At 59.5% G+C, this 13,683-nt stretch carries 12 protein-coding genes; 5 read left to right on the top strand and 7 right to left on the bottom strand.

The window, feature by feature from the left end:
• The first annotated feature begins 30 nt into the window (after positions 1–30).
• Both rfbD and rfbA read left to right on the top strand, forming a co-directional pair.
• Positions 31–936 carry a dTDP-4-dehydrorhamnose reductase gene (gene rfbD, locus ACQKI2_RS15105; protein ID WP_427380430.1) on the top strand — a complete coding sequence of 302 codons (906 nt, stop codon included), beginning with the start codon at positions 31–33 and terminating at the stop codon, positions 934–936.
• Positions 933–1,802, top strand: coding sequence for a glucose-1-phosphate thymidylyltransferase RfbA (rfbA, locus tag ACQKI2_RS15100; RefSeq protein ID WP_427380463.1), 870 nt, complete (start codon positions 933–935; stop codon positions 1,800–1,802). Before rfbD ends, rfbA begins: the two co-directional genes overlap by 4 nt.
• On the opposite strand, the gene ACQKI2_RS15095 is transcribed toward rfbA, so the two are convergent.
• The 4 genes from ACQKI2_RS15095 to ACQKI2_RS15080 all read right to left on the bottom strand — a co-directional run bounded on the left by ACQKI2_RS15095 (position 1,796) and on the right by ACQKI2_RS15080 (position 5,222).
• Complete coding sequence (locus ACQKI2_RS15095; protein ID WP_427380429.1) at positions 1,796–2,806, bottom strand: glycosyltransferase family 2 protein; 1,011 nt, start codon at positions 2,804–2,806, stop codon at positions 1,796–1,798. The genes rfbA and ACQKI2_RS15095 overlap by 7 nt on opposite strands.
• 13 nt (positions 2,807–2,819) lie before the next feature.
• Positions 2,820–3,674: a 3-deoxy-8-phosphooctulonate synthase gene (gene kdsA / locus ACQKI2_RS15090; protein ID WP_427380428.1), complete on the bottom strand. Its 855-nt coding sequence runs from the start codon at positions 3,672–3,674 to the stop codon at positions 2,820–2,822.
• A 591-nt stretch (positions 3,675–4,265) separates the two neighbouring features.
• Entirely contained in the window at positions 4,266–4,796 is a 531-nt protein-coding gene (locus tag ACQKI2_RS15085; RefSeq protein WP_114104992.1) for a hypothetical protein, read from the bottom strand.
• Between the two features lie 132 nt (positions 4,797–4,928).
• A complete protein-coding gene (locus tag ACQKI2_RS15080; RefSeq protein ID WP_427380427.1) occupies positions 4,929–5,222 on the bottom strand; it encodes a CC_3452 family protein in 294 nt (97 codons plus the stop codon).
• A gap of 255 nt (positions 5,223–5,477) precedes the next feature.
• On the opposite strand from ACQKI2_RS15080, the gene ACQKI2_RS15075 reads away from it, so the two are divergent.
• Positions 5,478–6,818, top strand: a complete 1,341-nt coding sequence (locus ACQKI2_RS15075; RefSeq protein ID WP_427380426.1) for an acyl-CoA dehydrogenase family protein — start codon at positions 5,478–5,480, stop codon at positions 6,816–6,818.
• A 73-nt stretch (positions 6,819–6,891) separates the two neighbouring features.
• Here ACQKI2_RS15075 and ACQKI2_RS15070 read toward each other — a convergent pair whose 3' ends face one another.
• Positions 6,892–8,205 carry a cytochrome P450 gene (locus tag ACQKI2_RS15070; RefSeq protein WP_427380425.1) on the bottom strand — a complete coding sequence of 438 codons (1,314 nt, stop codon included), beginning with the start codon at positions 8,203–8,205 and terminating at the stop codon, positions 6,892–6,894.
• A gap of 195 nt (positions 8,206–8,400) precedes the next feature.
• On the opposite strand from ACQKI2_RS15070, the gene ACQKI2_RS15065 reads away from it, so the two are divergent.
• A complete protein-coding gene (locus tag ACQKI2_RS15065; RefSeq protein WP_427380424.1) occupies positions 8,401–9,207 on the top strand; it encodes a hypothetical protein in 807 nt (268 codons plus the stop codon).
• Positions 9,208–9,240: 33 nt separating this feature from the next.
• Here the strand turns inward: ACQKI2_RS15065 and ACQKI2_RS15060 are convergent, their stop codons facing one another.
• Positions 9,241–10,605, bottom strand: a complete 1,365-nt coding sequence (locus ACQKI2_RS15060) for a tryptophanase (protein ID WP_427380423.1) — start codon at positions 10,603–10,605, stop codon at positions 9,241–9,243.
• 253 nt (positions 10,606–10,858) lie between these two features.
• On the opposite strand from ACQKI2_RS15060, the gene ACQKI2_RS15055 reads away from it, so the two are divergent.
• Positions 10,859–12,619: a DUF4332 domain-containing protein gene (locus tag ACQKI2_RS15055; RefSeq protein WP_427380422.1), complete on the top strand. Its 1,761-nt coding sequence runs from the start codon at positions 10,859–10,861 to the stop codon at positions 12,617–12,619.
• On the opposite strand, the gene ACQKI2_RS15050 is transcribed toward ACQKI2_RS15055, so the two are convergent.
• Positions 12,620–13,600, bottom strand: coding sequence for a Gfo/Idh/MocA family protein (locus ACQKI2_RS15050; RefSeq protein WP_427380421.1), 981 nt, complete (start codon positions 13,598–13,600; stop codon positions 12,620–12,622).
• Positions 13,601–13,683: the final 83 nt, after the last annotated feature.

Here is a 13,683-nt window from a genome sequence, read left to right as displayed (position 1 = left end):
AGGCAACCTATTCTGTTTAAAGAGTTCAAGATGTCCAGATTAAACGTTCTCGTGGCAGGCAGAGGCGGGCAGGTTGCCCGTGCGCTTGCCGCTTCCGCGCCCGTTGATCGTGTCCAGGCCGTCTGCCTTGGCCGTCCGGAACTCGACATAAGAGACGCCGATCAAATCGCGCGTGTAGTAGACGATGTCGCGCCGGATCTGGTGATCAACGCGGCTGCGTACACGGCCGTTGATCAGGCGGAAAGCGAGCCGGACGAAGCCAGGCTCGTCAACGCGGCGGCGGCCGGCGCGCTGGCGCAGGCAGCAGCCGCCCGGGGCGCGCCCATCCTTCATCTCTCCACGGATTACGTGTTCAACGGCGAAAAGCCGGATCCGTATCTTGAAACGGACGCGGTCAATCCGCTTGGAGTGTATGGCCAATCCAAACTTGAAGGCGAACAGCGCGTTGCGGAAAGCAATCCGCAGGCGGTGATCCTGCGGACTGCCTGGGTCTACAGCCCGTGGGGCAAGAATTTTGCCAAGACCATGCTGCGCGTTGCAGATGGCCGTGATGAACTGGCCGTTGTGCATGATCAGCGCGGAAACCCGACGAGTGCGAACGATATTGCCGCCGCCTTGTGGGCCATCGCGCTTCAGTATGCCACAAATCCCAAGGCGATTGTTCCCGGCGTCTTTCATATGACGGGGGCCGGCGAAGCCAGCTGGGCGGAGTTTGCCGAAGAAATATTTGCCGTCAGTTCGGCCGCAGGCGGCCCTTCGGCCCATGTCAAACGGATCACGACTGCCGAGTATCCAACACCAACGCGGCGGCCCTCCAACTCTCGGCTGGATTGCAGCCGTCTGGCGGCGGTCTATGGGGTTGGGCTTTCGGATTGGCGGTCAAGCACCCGCAGCGTGGTCGAAGAACTCGTAAAAACGAAAGGTTGGAGCGCATGAAGGGAATTATTCTCGCCGGTGGTAAGGGCACACGTCTGTACCCAATTACGCGGGGCGTTTCGAAACAGCTTCTGCCTGTGTATGACAAGCCGATGATTTTCCATCCGGTCACCACGTTGATGATGGCTGGAATACGGGACATGCTGATCATTTCCATGCCGGAGGCTCTGCCGGCCTATCAGCGCCTTTTAGGATCAGGTGAAGATTGGGGCATGAATTTCAGCTATGCCGAACAGGCAGAGGCGCGCGGCCTTGCCGAGGCATTTCTGATCGGCGCTGACTTTGTGCGCGGCGGCTCAAGCGCCTTGGCGCTGGGCGACAATATGTTCTACGGAGCGGGCCTGCGCGGAGACCTTCAGGAAGCTGGCCAACTGCAATCGGGCGCTGAAGTTTTTGCGTTTCAGGTGACCAACCCCAGCGAGTTCGGCGTGGTTGAGATCGACCGTCAAGGGAAGGCTCTCTCGATCGAAGAGAAGCCCACAAAACCAAAGAGTAACTGGGCGGTCACCGGCCTCTATTTTTATGATAATCAGGTCGTTGATATCGCGCGTGAGGTGAAACCATCCGCTCGCGGAGAACTTGAAATCACCACAATCAATGAATTTTATCTGCAGAAGGGGCAGCTTGATGTAAAGCGCCTTCCGCGTGGCACGGCCTGGCTTGATGCAGGCACGTTTGATGGGCTGATCCAGGCCTCGCAATTCGTCCAGACACTGGAGAAACGCCAGGGACTGAAGGTTGCGTGTCCCGAAGAGGTTGCCTGGCGCTGCGGCTTCATTGACGACGCGCAGGTGGAAAAGCTCGCGGCCGGGTACAAGAACGAATATGGCGACTATCTGCGTCACCTGCTCTTGAGCGATCACTGATCGGCAGGCTTGCTCGTCAGATCACGGACATGCGCCTTGCGTGTGCTCATGAGCCAGGGGTTCCAGGTCATTCTTGAAAGAAGCCGGCGCGTTTTCAGCGCGCGCCGGGGCAACTTCCAGACGGATGGCCTGTAAATGGCCGGCAGCCCCGCAACGCCATCAGCAAGGCCCCGCAACATGGGCTTGAAGCGCGGCGTGAAAGCGTTTCTGGCAATGATGTAGAGTGTCAATGCGATATGGCCGGGCAGGGTTGCCAGAAGGATCCCCGGCGGCATGTTCTTGAAGTAGGTCCAGATCCTGTTGCGCGTTCCGTGATAGGTGGAGAAAACGCTCGCCCGTCCGGTAATTCCGCTTCCGGCGTGATGAACAACTGCCGTGTTGACGAACAGGCAATCATGCCCGGCCAGCTGCAGGCGAAATCCCAGATCGACATCTTCGCAATAGCAGAAGAAGCGCTCATCGAAGCCGCCGATTTCGCGGAACAGGGCCAGATCATACATGGCTGCGGCGCCGCACGCGCTGAAACACCATCCCATGCCTGGAAGCTCGCTTGCCGGCCTCCCGAACCCGCCCCGCCAGGGAATACCAAAGACAAGATAGGCGTCTCCCGCGCCATCGAGTGTATCGGCCGAGTTCAGATCAAATTGAGCTGAGGCGAAGTTGCGGCAATCAGGATGCGCATCGGCAGCCGCGAGCAGCTTTTCCAGCCAGTCGGGCTCCGCAACAGTGTCAGGATTGAGCAGGGCCAGCCATTTGCCGGTGGCAAGGTCTGCGGCACGGTTGTTCCCGCCGGCAAATCCGATGTTCTCCGGGCTGCGCACCAATCGCCCGGCGGGAACGCCTGAAAGGTCAAGCGTTTCGGCAGATCCGTCCGTTGACGCATTATCAAAGACGATCAGCTCGAAATCCCGGAAGGTCTGCCGGCTGAGGGAATTGACTGCCTGCTGCAGGAATGCGCCGCCATTATAGTTGATGATGATGACGGAAACTGTGGGCGGATTCATCACAGGCAACAGCCTACTCGCCATTCAACGCCTGATGAATGCGTTTCAAGGTCGCGAGAAGCTCGCTGGCGGCGGATAGGGGCAGGCAGCTTGGGCCATCACAAAGCGCCTTGTCCGGATCGGTGTGGAACTCCAGGAACACCCCGTCAGCGCCTGCGGCCACGGCCGATTTGGCGATGATGGAAACGCCGTCCCGGCGGCCACCGGTGGAGGCGCCGGCCGTGCGGGGGTCGGCTCCGGGAAGCTGGACGGCATGGGTCGCGTCGATCGTCACCGGGCAGCCGAGCTTCTTCATCTCCGGAATGGAGAGCATGTCGACGACCAGATTGTTATATCCGAAGCTGACGCCGCGCTCGCACAGGATCACACCGGTTTCCGGTGAGACTTCAGCAATTTTCGTCAGGATGTTCTTTGCGTCCCACGGCGCCATGAACTGAGCCTTCTTGGCCTGGATCAGGGCCTTCTCCTTGGCGGCAGCTTTGGCCACGGCAATCACCAGATCAGTCTGGCGCACAAGGAAGGCGGGCAGCTGGATGATGTCGGCAACTTCTGCCACCGGCTCTGCCTGGAAGGGCTCATGCAGATCGGTCACCACCGGCACGCCCAGCTTAGCCTTGATGCTGGCGAGGATCTTGAGGCCCGCGTCCAGCCCCGGTCCGCGATAGGATTTTATGGAGGAGCGGTTTGCCTTGTCGAAGCTTGCCTTGAACACATAGGGCAGCCCCAGCGCCGCGCAGATGCGCTTCAATTCTGCGCCGACTTCGAGGGCCAGGCCTTCATCTTCAAGGACGTTGAGCCCGGCCATGACGGCCAAAGGGCCATTTCCGCCGATCGTCCAGCCAGAGGGTGTGTGGGTCAAAGCTGTCATGGTCGGGGTACTCCGGAATCCTTGGAACGCGGCTAGTTAGCGCAAATTCACTCTGATCGCGAACCTGTTTCATCATCAGCAGAAACAAAGAAGCCGCCCTGTCGAAGGGCGGCTCCCGTGAGCCCCGTGGGGCCCGTCAGATCGCGGCGCGTTTCAGCGCCGAACCTGTATCTCTAGGCGCGGACTGGAGGCTGCTCCAGCCAGACACCATAGGATACAGACCCAACGGCCTCACCTGGTTTCTCACTCGACATTGGATCACCTCCTTTCAGGCGTGCAACACGCACGTTCTTTTGCCCTGGACCATCCAGCGCAAGGAGAAGCTAATCACGATTTTTGCCAAATGTAAGTTAACATCGCGGTGAATTGCGAAATGCCCGCAAACTGCACAAAATTGGATGCCGAGTTCTTCCCGGATTTCCCGCCGGGCCGTGTCCTGCGCGCGTTCGCCGAAATGATCTTGCCGCCGGACAGGCCCCAGGCGCCTGCCTCAGGTTCTCTCATGTGCTGGATCAGGAGAAGGCGGCCTTGCCCGTCTAGAATGGCGGCGCCGCATCCGGCTTCTGGTTTCTGCATGGCGACATCTTGATGTTAGGGGGTGTGGACCGGCATCCAGTTCAGAGTGGTGTCAGGTGCCTGCTCAACAAATAAGCTTTCGTCCATCGGTCCGGAAACCTTCTGCGTGTGCCCTCCATTATCGAAAAGTTCGAAGGCAATAATGTAGTAGGCGCCATCATCGGTCTTTGCGAAAATCTTGTCTGTGAGCAAGGCGACGTGAGTAAGCTTGTGGCTGTCATTGACGGGAATATCGCGGGCCAATGAGCCGATATCGGGGTTCTTCCAGCCTGTTTGGTAGCGCAGGTTTGTCCCGTGGATCAGCCGTGCTTCGCAGCGTTTGCCTCCTCCAGCGAGAGGGCCTTCCCAAAAATGATTGCAAGACCAGTAGATGCCGTTTTTGATGCCGTCTTTAACGACGAAATGCCGGTCCATCTGTATTCCCAAGTAGATGCCGATGGTCAGGACCGACGGAACGAATATGGCAACTGAAATCATGTCACGCCGATGGGCGTGAAAGTAACTCAGCAGTCTTTTGCGAATTGAGCGCTTGGCTTTGTCTTCCACGGACGGTCCCCGATGGTCCTGAAGTGGCCGGAATTTTCCCGATGTTCGCACGAACAGGAAGCGCTTCGAAACAAAAAAAGCCGCCGCGTGTGTGTCGCGGCGGCTTGGAAGGAAGGCTTGGAGAGGGGAGCCTTATTTCTTGGCGGCGGTGTTGCACTCGGCCAGTTCTTCAGCGGTCAGCTCAGCAGAAGCGTTGCGGAACGCGGTCACGGTGCCAACTTCCTTGGCGATTTTCTTGCAGACGCGCACGGTCGGGGCTTTGCGCTTCAGATCGCCGGTGCAGACGGAGCCATCGCAGGTCCAGACGACGCTTTCAGCGATGACGCGCTTCTGAGAGACAGGTTCAGCGGTTTCAAAGGTGTAGCTGGCGAAAGCCGGAAGGGCGAGACCAGCGAAAGCCAGAGCGGCGATAGCGGAACGGAGCATGGGAGGTTGCCTGTGTTCGGTTGGTTGTTGCTGCGATTTTTTGGGTGGGGCATTGCTGCCTAATTTTCAGGCTAAAGAACGCTGAACATTTCGTCAAGCGTTCAGAGTGCTGAATTCAGGATTTTGGAGAACGGATCGTTCCATTTGCTGCGCTGCAGCACATTCTGCGGGCTTCATTGCCCCGGCGGCACAAATTGTCCAGCGCAGGAGGGGGCGTAAGGTGAGCGCATACTGACGCAGCCCGAGGAAACGCCCATGGATTTCAACATCCCGCAGGACATCGCCGATTATCTGGTGGTGCTCGACAAATTTATCGAAGACGAGATCAAGCCGCTCCAGGCGCAGGACGACAATGAGCGTTTCTTCGACCACCGCCGGGAGTGGGCGCGCACCGATTTCGAGAATGGCGGCCTGCCGCGCCATGAATGGGAGCAGCTGCTGAAGGAAGCCAAGCGCCGCGCCGACAAGGCGGGACACCTGCGCTACGCCCTGCCGAAGGAATTTGGCGGCCAGGACGGCACCAATCTCGGCATGGCCATCATCCGCGAGCATTTCGCCCGCAAGGGCCTGGGCCTGCACAATGACCTGCAGAACGAACATTCCATCGTCGGCAACTTCCCGCAGATCCTGATGCTGCGCGATTTTGCCCGGCCTGATCAGAAACACCTCGCCAATGCCGCGCTGGAAGGCAAGTTCATTGCCTGCTTCGGCCTGACGGAGCCCCATCACGGCTCTGACGCCACCCATATGGAAACCCGCGCTGTCCGCCACAAGAAAGACGGCAAGGATGGCTGGCTGATCAATGGCGAGAAAATGTGGATCACCGGCATGCATGTCGCCACCCACATCATGCTGTTCTGCCGCACCAGCGGAAAGGATGGCGACGCCAAGGGCATCACCTGCCTGCTGATTCCGGCGCGCGATCCCGGCGTGATCATTGAAGAGTATATGTGGACCTTCAACATGCCGACTGACCACCCGCGTCTGACCATCAAGGATGTGTGGGTGCCCGAAGATGCCGTGTTCGGCCCGCCCGAAGGCGGCCTCGCGCTCGCCCAGCATTTCGTGCATGAAAACCGCATCCGCCAGGCGGCCTCCTCCTGCGGCGCGGCGCTCTACTGTATCCAGGAAAGCGTCAAGTATGCGCTGGAGCGCAAGCCCTTCGGCAAGGCGCTGGCGACGAATCAGGCGATCCAGTTCCCGCTGGTGGAGCTTGCCACGCAGGCGGAAATGCTCCGCCTTCTGATCTTCAAGACGGCCTGGGAAATGGACCAGATGTCGAAGCCGGAAGTGGCGATCAAGCTCTCTGACAAGGTGTCGATGTGTAACTATTATGCCAACCGGCTCGTCTGCGAAGCGGCCGACCGGGCGATGCAGGTGCATGGCGGCATCGGCTATTCGCGCCACAAGCCGTTCGAGCATATCTACCGCCACCACCGCCGCTACCGGATCACCGAAGGCTCCGAGGAGATCCAGATCCGCAAGGTGGCCGGCCACATGTTCGGCTTCATGGGCCCCGGCAAGCACGGCCAGCCCAAAGGCGAAACCGACGGCAAAGGCAAGAGCACAGAGCCGACGGATTTCGCAGTGAGATAAACGCGCCCTGCCTTTCAGGCAAAAAAAGCCTTCGCGGGCTTTCCGCGAAGGCTTTTTCTTTGATGCTCAGAGTTCAGTTGAACTCGAAACGCACCGGCAGGCTCTTCAGTCCAGAGACGAAGTTGGCGCGGGTGTTCTTCGGTTCACCGGCGAGTTCAATGGATTTAAGGCGCGGCAGAAGCTCCGCAAACAAAGCCCTGATTTCCATCCGGGCAAGGTGCATGCCGAGACAGAGATGCACGCCGTGCCCGAAGGCCACCTGCTTCTTCACGTCCCGGTCGACCCTAAATTCGAAGGACTGATCAAACACCTCCTCATCCCGGTTTCCCGACCAGTAGAAGAGGGCGAGCCCGTCGCCCTTGCGGAGGGTCTTGCCGCGCAGCTCATAATCCTGCGTGGCCGTGCGCATGAAATGCTTCACCGGGGTCACCCAGCGGATCATCTCTTCCACGGCATTGGGCAGCAATGAGAGATCATTCTTCAGCTTCATCAGCTGATCGGGGTGGCGCATCAGTTGCAGGAGGCCGCCGGATGCGGTCGAACTCGTCGTGTCATGGCCCGCGGTGGCCACGATGATGTAATAGCTCATCGCCTCGCGCTCGCCGATGGGCGCGCCATCAATCTTGCCATTGGCAATGATGCTGGCGAGATCGTCCTTCGGATGGGCGCGGCGGTCGGCTGTAATTGCGCCGAAATAGGCGAAGAGTTCCTGAGCGGTCTGTAGCAGGTCCACGCCCTGATCGCTGGTCATCGAGGCGCCCTCCTCGGAAACATGGCTGCTCTCGGCGGCCACATCGGGGTCGCCGGGGCCGAAGATTTCCTGCGTCATCTTCATGATGAATTTCTCATCCGAGCGCGGAATACCCAGGATCGAATTGATCACCCGCAGCGGGTACCAGAGCGCCACTTCCTTGACGAAATCGCACTCGCTCCCAAGGCTCTGCATGTGATCGACATGCTCCTTGGCAAGGCCCGCAATGCGCTCTTCCAGCTTGCGCAGATTGGGCGGCATGAACCAGCCCTGGGTGAGCGCGCGCAGTTTCATATGGATGGGGTCATCCAGATCGACCAGCGTGCGGAACAGATGCGTGTCGCCGGTCATGGATTTGATCCACTCCTCCCCGGCAATCGGGCTGAGATAGGTCCGCGCGCTGTTGATGAAAATCGGATGCTGGCGCTCGATCTCCAGAATGTCGGCCTGTTTGGTGACAGACCAGAACGGCCGGAAGCCTTCGGGCTGCGTCCAGTGAAGCGGGTCTTCCCGCCTCAGCCGCGTATAGACATCATGGATCTCTTCGCTGGCATAAAGCTCCGGATTGACAATCTCATCATCAATCCGGCCCCGCTTGAATCCTGGAAAGGGCGTCAGTGCGCCATCGTCGGCCATGTCATTTCCTCCCGCCATGTTTACGAACACTGGAAGACTTCCCGCTCAGGCCGTCAAGCCGCAGGAGAGGCAAAAGGTCTGGTTTCTTCCTGTCCCAGCGAACTTCAGTTCGCCAGCGATTCTAGCTTATGCGCTATTATAATCTGTCTTCCTTGGGTAGGGAAATTGCGTTACTTCAAGGCTATGGGATACTTTGTGTCGGTCGTCATTTTCAGAAGCGGTGCCGAGATTGAGGCTCTAAAGGCCGTTTCGGAGTTGCCTCCTTGGCGCCTATTGCTTGATAAGGCTCGCGATATCTTCTTCCTCGATTCTGGTGTCGATCCCTCTTGGGCCGCGACCGAGAGAATTCCAAATTTGACGAACTCGGGCACCGAGTGTTTTGCTCAGCTCAAAGACCGTTCTGCTGAACTTTCTGAAGTCGAGGACTGGATTCACAGAAACGGTGCAGATGAGACATTGTTTTCGGACTACCTTCAATACGCGCCTCAGAACATAGCAGGTTGTTTGAATCTTAGCGAACTAGTCCGTGTGCCGGTATTTTCTGGAGCATCTAATGACGATGATTTGGATATGGCTTGCATCGCTTATCCTGACGGTCGGTTCAAGCTTCGAATGTTGGTTTATGATTCAGACACTGCAGTTGAGAAGGATTTGATTTTTGAGAATAGGCGTGTTCGGGTAAGCAATCTCAAACCGCCTCGATTTCCACCCGGAACGCTGCATCAAATCCTGACAGAAGAGTGCGCAGAATTCCTCGACCAGAAACTTCCTATCTTCGGAGGAGACATTGACGACAATTGGGGTCACTTCGACATTGTGTCGGTTGGCGGAACTCAAAAACCCTCTCGTAGGGAAAAAGCGCCCGCCCCAGTTCACATCCGGACGACAAAAGAAACTCGACGCCCATACGAGATGGAAAAGCCCCGATATCAACCGATAATTCTCATTCCATTTTTTTGGCTTGCGAATTTGATCCGATTGATCATTCAACGCCTGAAATAGCGCTGGTGCTTGGTCGATGATCTGGCTGCAAGCCTAAAGCCGCTCAAACGCCGCCGTGAAATGCCGCATCATCGGTGGCTCTTTTACGATGCGCAGGCCCTTGAGCTTGTCCTTTGCTGAGGCCACTTCTTCCAGAACTTCCACCACATAATCGGCATGGCTCTGTGTATAGACGCGCCGGGGCATGGCGAGGCGGACGAGGTCCATCGCGGCAGGCGCTTCGCTTCCATCGGGCTTGCGGCCGAACATGACGGTGCCGATCTCGCAGGCGCGGATGCCGCCGGTTTCATACATCGCGCAGGTCAGCGCCTGGCCGGGATATTCCAGCGGCGGGATATGCGGCAGGAAGGCGCGCGCGTCGATGAACACGGCATGCCCGCCCGCAGGCTTCACCACCGGCACACCCATCGCGTCCAGCCGCTCGGCGATATAGGCATTCGTCCGTACCCGGTAGCGCAGGTAATCCTCGTCGATGATTTCCGTGAGCCCCTGGGCAATGGCGTCAAGGTCGCGCCCGGCAAGGCCGCCATAGGTGGGGAAGCCCTCGGTCTGGATCAGCAGGGTGCGGGCGCGTTCGGCTAGGCCGTCATCATTGAGGGTCAGCCAGCCGCCGATATTGGCGAAGGCATCCTTCTTGGCGCTCATCGTCATGCCATCGGCCACAGCAAAGCAATCCCGCACGATCTCCTTGATCGAGCGGTCTTTCTGCCCTTCCTCGCGCAGCTTGATGAACCACGCATTCTCCGCAAAGCGGCAGCCATCAATATAGAAGGCCTTGCCATGCGCTTTCGCCAACGCGGCCGCCCCCCGGATATTCTCCAGGCTGACGGGCTGGCCACCCCCGGCATTGTTGGTGATGGTCATCATCACGGCGGGAATGCGGTGGCCTTCCTCAGTGAGCACACGTTCGAGCGCGGCCAGATCCATATTGCCCTTGAACGGATGATCGAGCGACGGCACGCGCCCCTCGGCAATCGGAATATCCAGCGCCTCGGCCCCCATCGCCTCGATATTGCCGCGCGTGGTGTCAAAATGGGTGTTGGAGGGGATAAGGTCGCCTTTCCTGGCGATCAGCGTGAAGAGAAGATGTTCGGCCGCCCGGCCCTGATGGGCGGGAATGATGTGGCGGAAATCCATCAGGTCCTTCACGGCCGCCTCGAACCGGTAGAAGCTCGGCGCCCCGGCATAGCTTTCGTCCCCGGTCATCACCGCGCCCCATTGCGCCGCGCTCATGGCGGAGGTGCCGCTATCGGTCAGAAGGTCGATGATCACATCCTCTGAATGCAGCTTGAAAAGGTTAAAGCCCGCCGCCTTCAGCAGCGTCTCGCGCTCGGCGCGCGTGGTCATGCGGATCGGCTCGACCGATTTGATGCGGAAAGGTTCGATTATGGTCTTCATAGGGCTCACTCCCGGCTGAAACGTTCCTGGGAGTGGGGCCCCTGGTGACAGGTGCCGCGCGCACAGGAACTGGTCGCGCCGCGGTTGCCTCTCCAGTTGCCTGGATGACGGCCGCGCTCAGCGCCTGTTGCGATGGGCGGGATTTATCATGCCGGGCCGCCCCCTGCCAAGCGCAGAAGGTGAAATAAGGTTAACAGCACATTCACCATTTCAAGCCACCAATAGCCTCCTGATTTGCTCTCAGGATGAGACCATGACCCTGCTTGAACGCGTTATCCGTGCGCACCGCTGCCGCTCGACCCACCATTTCATCGCGTTTGATGCGCTCTCCCTGATCGAGGGGCCGGAAGCGGAAGGCTGGAAATCGCTGATGCTGGTGCATCATGAGCAGCTTCTGAAGGGGGCCAAGGCCCCGGACGACACCTTCAGGGACTTCAAGAACCATGTTCTGCATGTCGGCGAGGGCGAATGGGGCGGGGCGCGGGCCAAGGCGGCCGAATGGTATGCGGTGGCCGTTGACCTGCTGCGCCGTAAACGCTGGAGCGACGCGGCCTGGGCGTTCGGCGTACTGAGCCATTACTATGCCGACCCGATCCAGCCCTTCCATACCGGCCAGACCGAGGCAGAAGGCGTCATCCACCGCGCCGTGGAATGGAGCATCGCCAAATCGCGCCCGGAAATCGATGCGCGCATCGCCCAGCAGGGGTATCCTCAAATCAAGGTGCCGGGCGGGCTTGGCTTCGTTTCCGACATGGTGCGCGAAGGCGCCCTGCGCGCGCACGCGCATTATTTCACCTTCATCGACCATTATGACATTGATGCCGGCGTCGCCGATCCGCCCTCCGGCCTCGACGAGACGATGCGCGCCGTCATTGTGGATCTCATCGCCTATGCCACCGCCGGTTTTGCTGCGATCATGACACGGGCGATGGAAGAGGCGGCCGTTTCTCCGCCCAAGGTCAATCTCACCCTGCAGGGATATATCGAAACGCTGGATATCCCGCTGCGCTGGATCACGGCGAAGCTCGAAGACATGGCGGACCGTTCCACGGTCGAGAAGATGTACAAGGAATACCAGAAGACCGGGAAAGTCATCCGTACCCTGCCGGAAGATGACAAGCTGATCCGCGAGCAGCACGCCAAGGAAGTGCGCCGGATTTCGCTGAAGGAACTGAATGCCGAGCCGATCGCCCCGCTGGGCACAAAGCGGGATCCGGAGGTCGTCCAGCCTGAGGAACAGGCTGAAGACCTGCTTGAGGAAACCGCTGAGACCAAAGAAGAAATCCTCGAGGTGATCGAGGAGGAGGCCGAAGAGGCCGATGCGGATGAAGCCTATGTTGACGAGGGCGAAGAGGAAGACCTCCTCGAAGAGGCCGAAGCAGACGCCGAAGAAGACTTTGAGGACGACGCCGAAGACGAAACCGGCCCCGGATACGAGGCAGAGCTGGACGCCTCCGACGATGAGGACGAGGACGTCTATGAGGAAGAGGAAGACCTGGAAGAGGCTTATGAGGCAGACGCCGGTGACGAGATGGAGGAGGAAGACGACCCCGCGCCCCCGGCCATCATTGCCCCGGCTTCTGCCCGCCATCACCGCGCTGCCCTGACCTTCGACTCCCCCGTGGTCGATGCTCCGTCCATTGGCCCCAAAACGGCCGTACACCTTGCCAGAGCCGGGATAGAGACGGTGGGCGACCTGCTGATCTGCGACCCGGATGAGGCGGCCGAGATCATTGGTGTCCGTCACATCACGGTGGACGCTATCGAGACCTGGCAGATGCAGGCGACCCTGATGATCGAAGTGCCGGGCCTCCGGGTGCATGACGCGCAGCTTCTCGTCGGCGCGGGAATTTCCTCACGCGAAGATCTCGCCAATGCGTCTGCCGCCACGATCTTCGAGCTGGCGATGGAATTCCTTCAGACGTCCGCCGGGTCGCGCGTGCTGCGCCCTGGCGAAACACTGGAGGAAGAGGAAGTCGAGGAATGGATCGAGATGGCGCAGGAAACCGCCTGATCACGTCCCGCGCGGCTTCAGGCCGCCCGCTTCATAAATCGCGTCGATCATCGCCATATTGGCAACCGCGTCCGCCCCGCCGGTAAGAGGGGCTGCCCGGCCCGCGATCACATCCAGCACATGGGCAAGCTGGTAGTCATATGTTGTTTCTCCGGCTACGGAGTAACGGGTAACTTCCCTGCCGCGCTGGATCGAGATGGCGTTCCCGCGGCTGGGGTGGATCGGGTTCGTGGCGCGCAGGATGCCTTCGCTGCCTTTTATGGCCAGGAATGCCCTGATCTTCTGATCGGGCTTCATGCTGGTTCTCAGCCGCGCGGGCACATCGCCGGGAAATTCCAGCTCTGCTTCGGTGACAAGGTCGACGCCGGCCGTGCCCTCTTCAATCCGGGCGGACACAAGACGCGGCTCGCTGCCAGCGACTGTCCGCAACCAGTGCAGCGGATAACAGCCAAGGTCCATCAGAGCGCCGCCGCCCAGATCCGGCCGGTGGCGCAACTGTTCGGGTGCATACGGGATCCTGACGGAGAAATCCGCTTTCATCGCGCACAGCCTGCCAATGGCGCCCCCGCGCACCTTTTCCAGAATATCGAGGAACATCGGATGGAATCGGTAGTGAAAGGCTTCGATCAGATGCCTGCCGCTGCGCTCTGCTGCGCTGGCCATCCGCCGGGCCTCTGGTGCGTTGAGGGCGAAGGGCTTTTCACACAGCACATGCTTGCCCGCCTCCAGCGCGGCAATCGACAGGTCCGCGTGCCGGTGCGGGGGCAGGGCGTTGTAAATGAGGTCTATGTCCGGCCGGGCGATCAGGGCTTCATAGCTTTCCACAACTTCCGGAATGCCATGTACGCCAGCAAAGGCGCCAGCCCGCGCGCGATCCCGCGCGGCGATCGCCACCACGCTGCAGTCTGCCCGCTTTTTCACCTGCGGGATCAGGGCTATGGGCGCAATTTTCGCTGCGCCGAGAATGCCGATCCGGACCATGCAGAGCCCCTCCCTTGAGCCATAGGTAAACAAACGCGCGCGGTTTGTTTACCCCGGCCTAACACCGCTTAACCCCTTTCTTG

Source organism: Hyphomonas sp. NPDC076881, from assembly GCF_050269995.1.
Classification (GTDB): domain Bacteria; phylum Pseudomonadota; class Alphaproteobacteria; order Caulobacterales; family Hyphomonadaceae; genus Hyphomonas.
The sequence above is the reverse complement of the archived record's forward strand: the minus strand, read 5'-3'. Positions and strand labels throughout refer to the sequence as shown.

Bases quoted from the DNA above. Each gene is read 5' to 3' on its own strand.
- rfbA (WP_427380463.1), top strand. From the start codon at position 933: ATGAAGGGAATTATTCTCGCCGGTGGTAAGGGCACACGTCTGTACCCA.
- ACQKI2_RS15080 (WP_427380427.1), bottom strand. From the start codon at position 5,222: ATGCTCCGTTCCGCTATCGCCGCTCTGGCTTTCGCTGGTCTCGCCCTT.
- ACQKI2_RS15075 (WP_427380426.1), top strand. From the start codon at position 5,478: ATGGATTTCAACATCCCGCAGGACATCGCCGATTATCTGGTGGTGCTC.
- rfbD (WP_427380430.1), top strand. From the start codon at position 31: ATGTCCAGATTAAACGTTCTCGTGGCAGGCAGAGGCGGGCAGGTTGCC.
- ACQKI2_RS15055 (WP_427380422.1), top strand. From the start codon at position 10,859: ATGACCCTGCTTGAACGCGTTATCCGTGCGCACCGCTGCCGCTCGACC.
- ACQKI2_RS15060 (WP_427380423.1), bottom strand. From the start codon at position 10,605: ATGAAGACCATAATCGAACCTTTCCGCATCAAATCGGTCGAGCCGATC.
- ACQKI2_RS15070 (WP_427380425.1), bottom strand. From the start codon at position 8,205: ATGGCCGACGATGGCGCACTGACGCCCTTTCCAGGATTCAAGCGGGGC.
- ACQKI2_RS15095 (WP_427380429.1), bottom strand. From the start codon at position 2,806: ATGAATCCGCCCACAGTTTCCGTCATCATCATCAACTATAATGGCGGC.
- kdsA (WP_427380428.1), bottom strand. From the start codon at position 3,674: ATGACAGCTTTGACCCACACACCCTCTGGCTGGACGATCGGCGGAAAT.
- ACQKI2_RS15050 (WP_427380421.1), bottom strand. From the start codon at position 13,600: ATGGTCCGGATCGGCATTCTCGGCGCAGCGAAAATTGCGCCCATAGCC.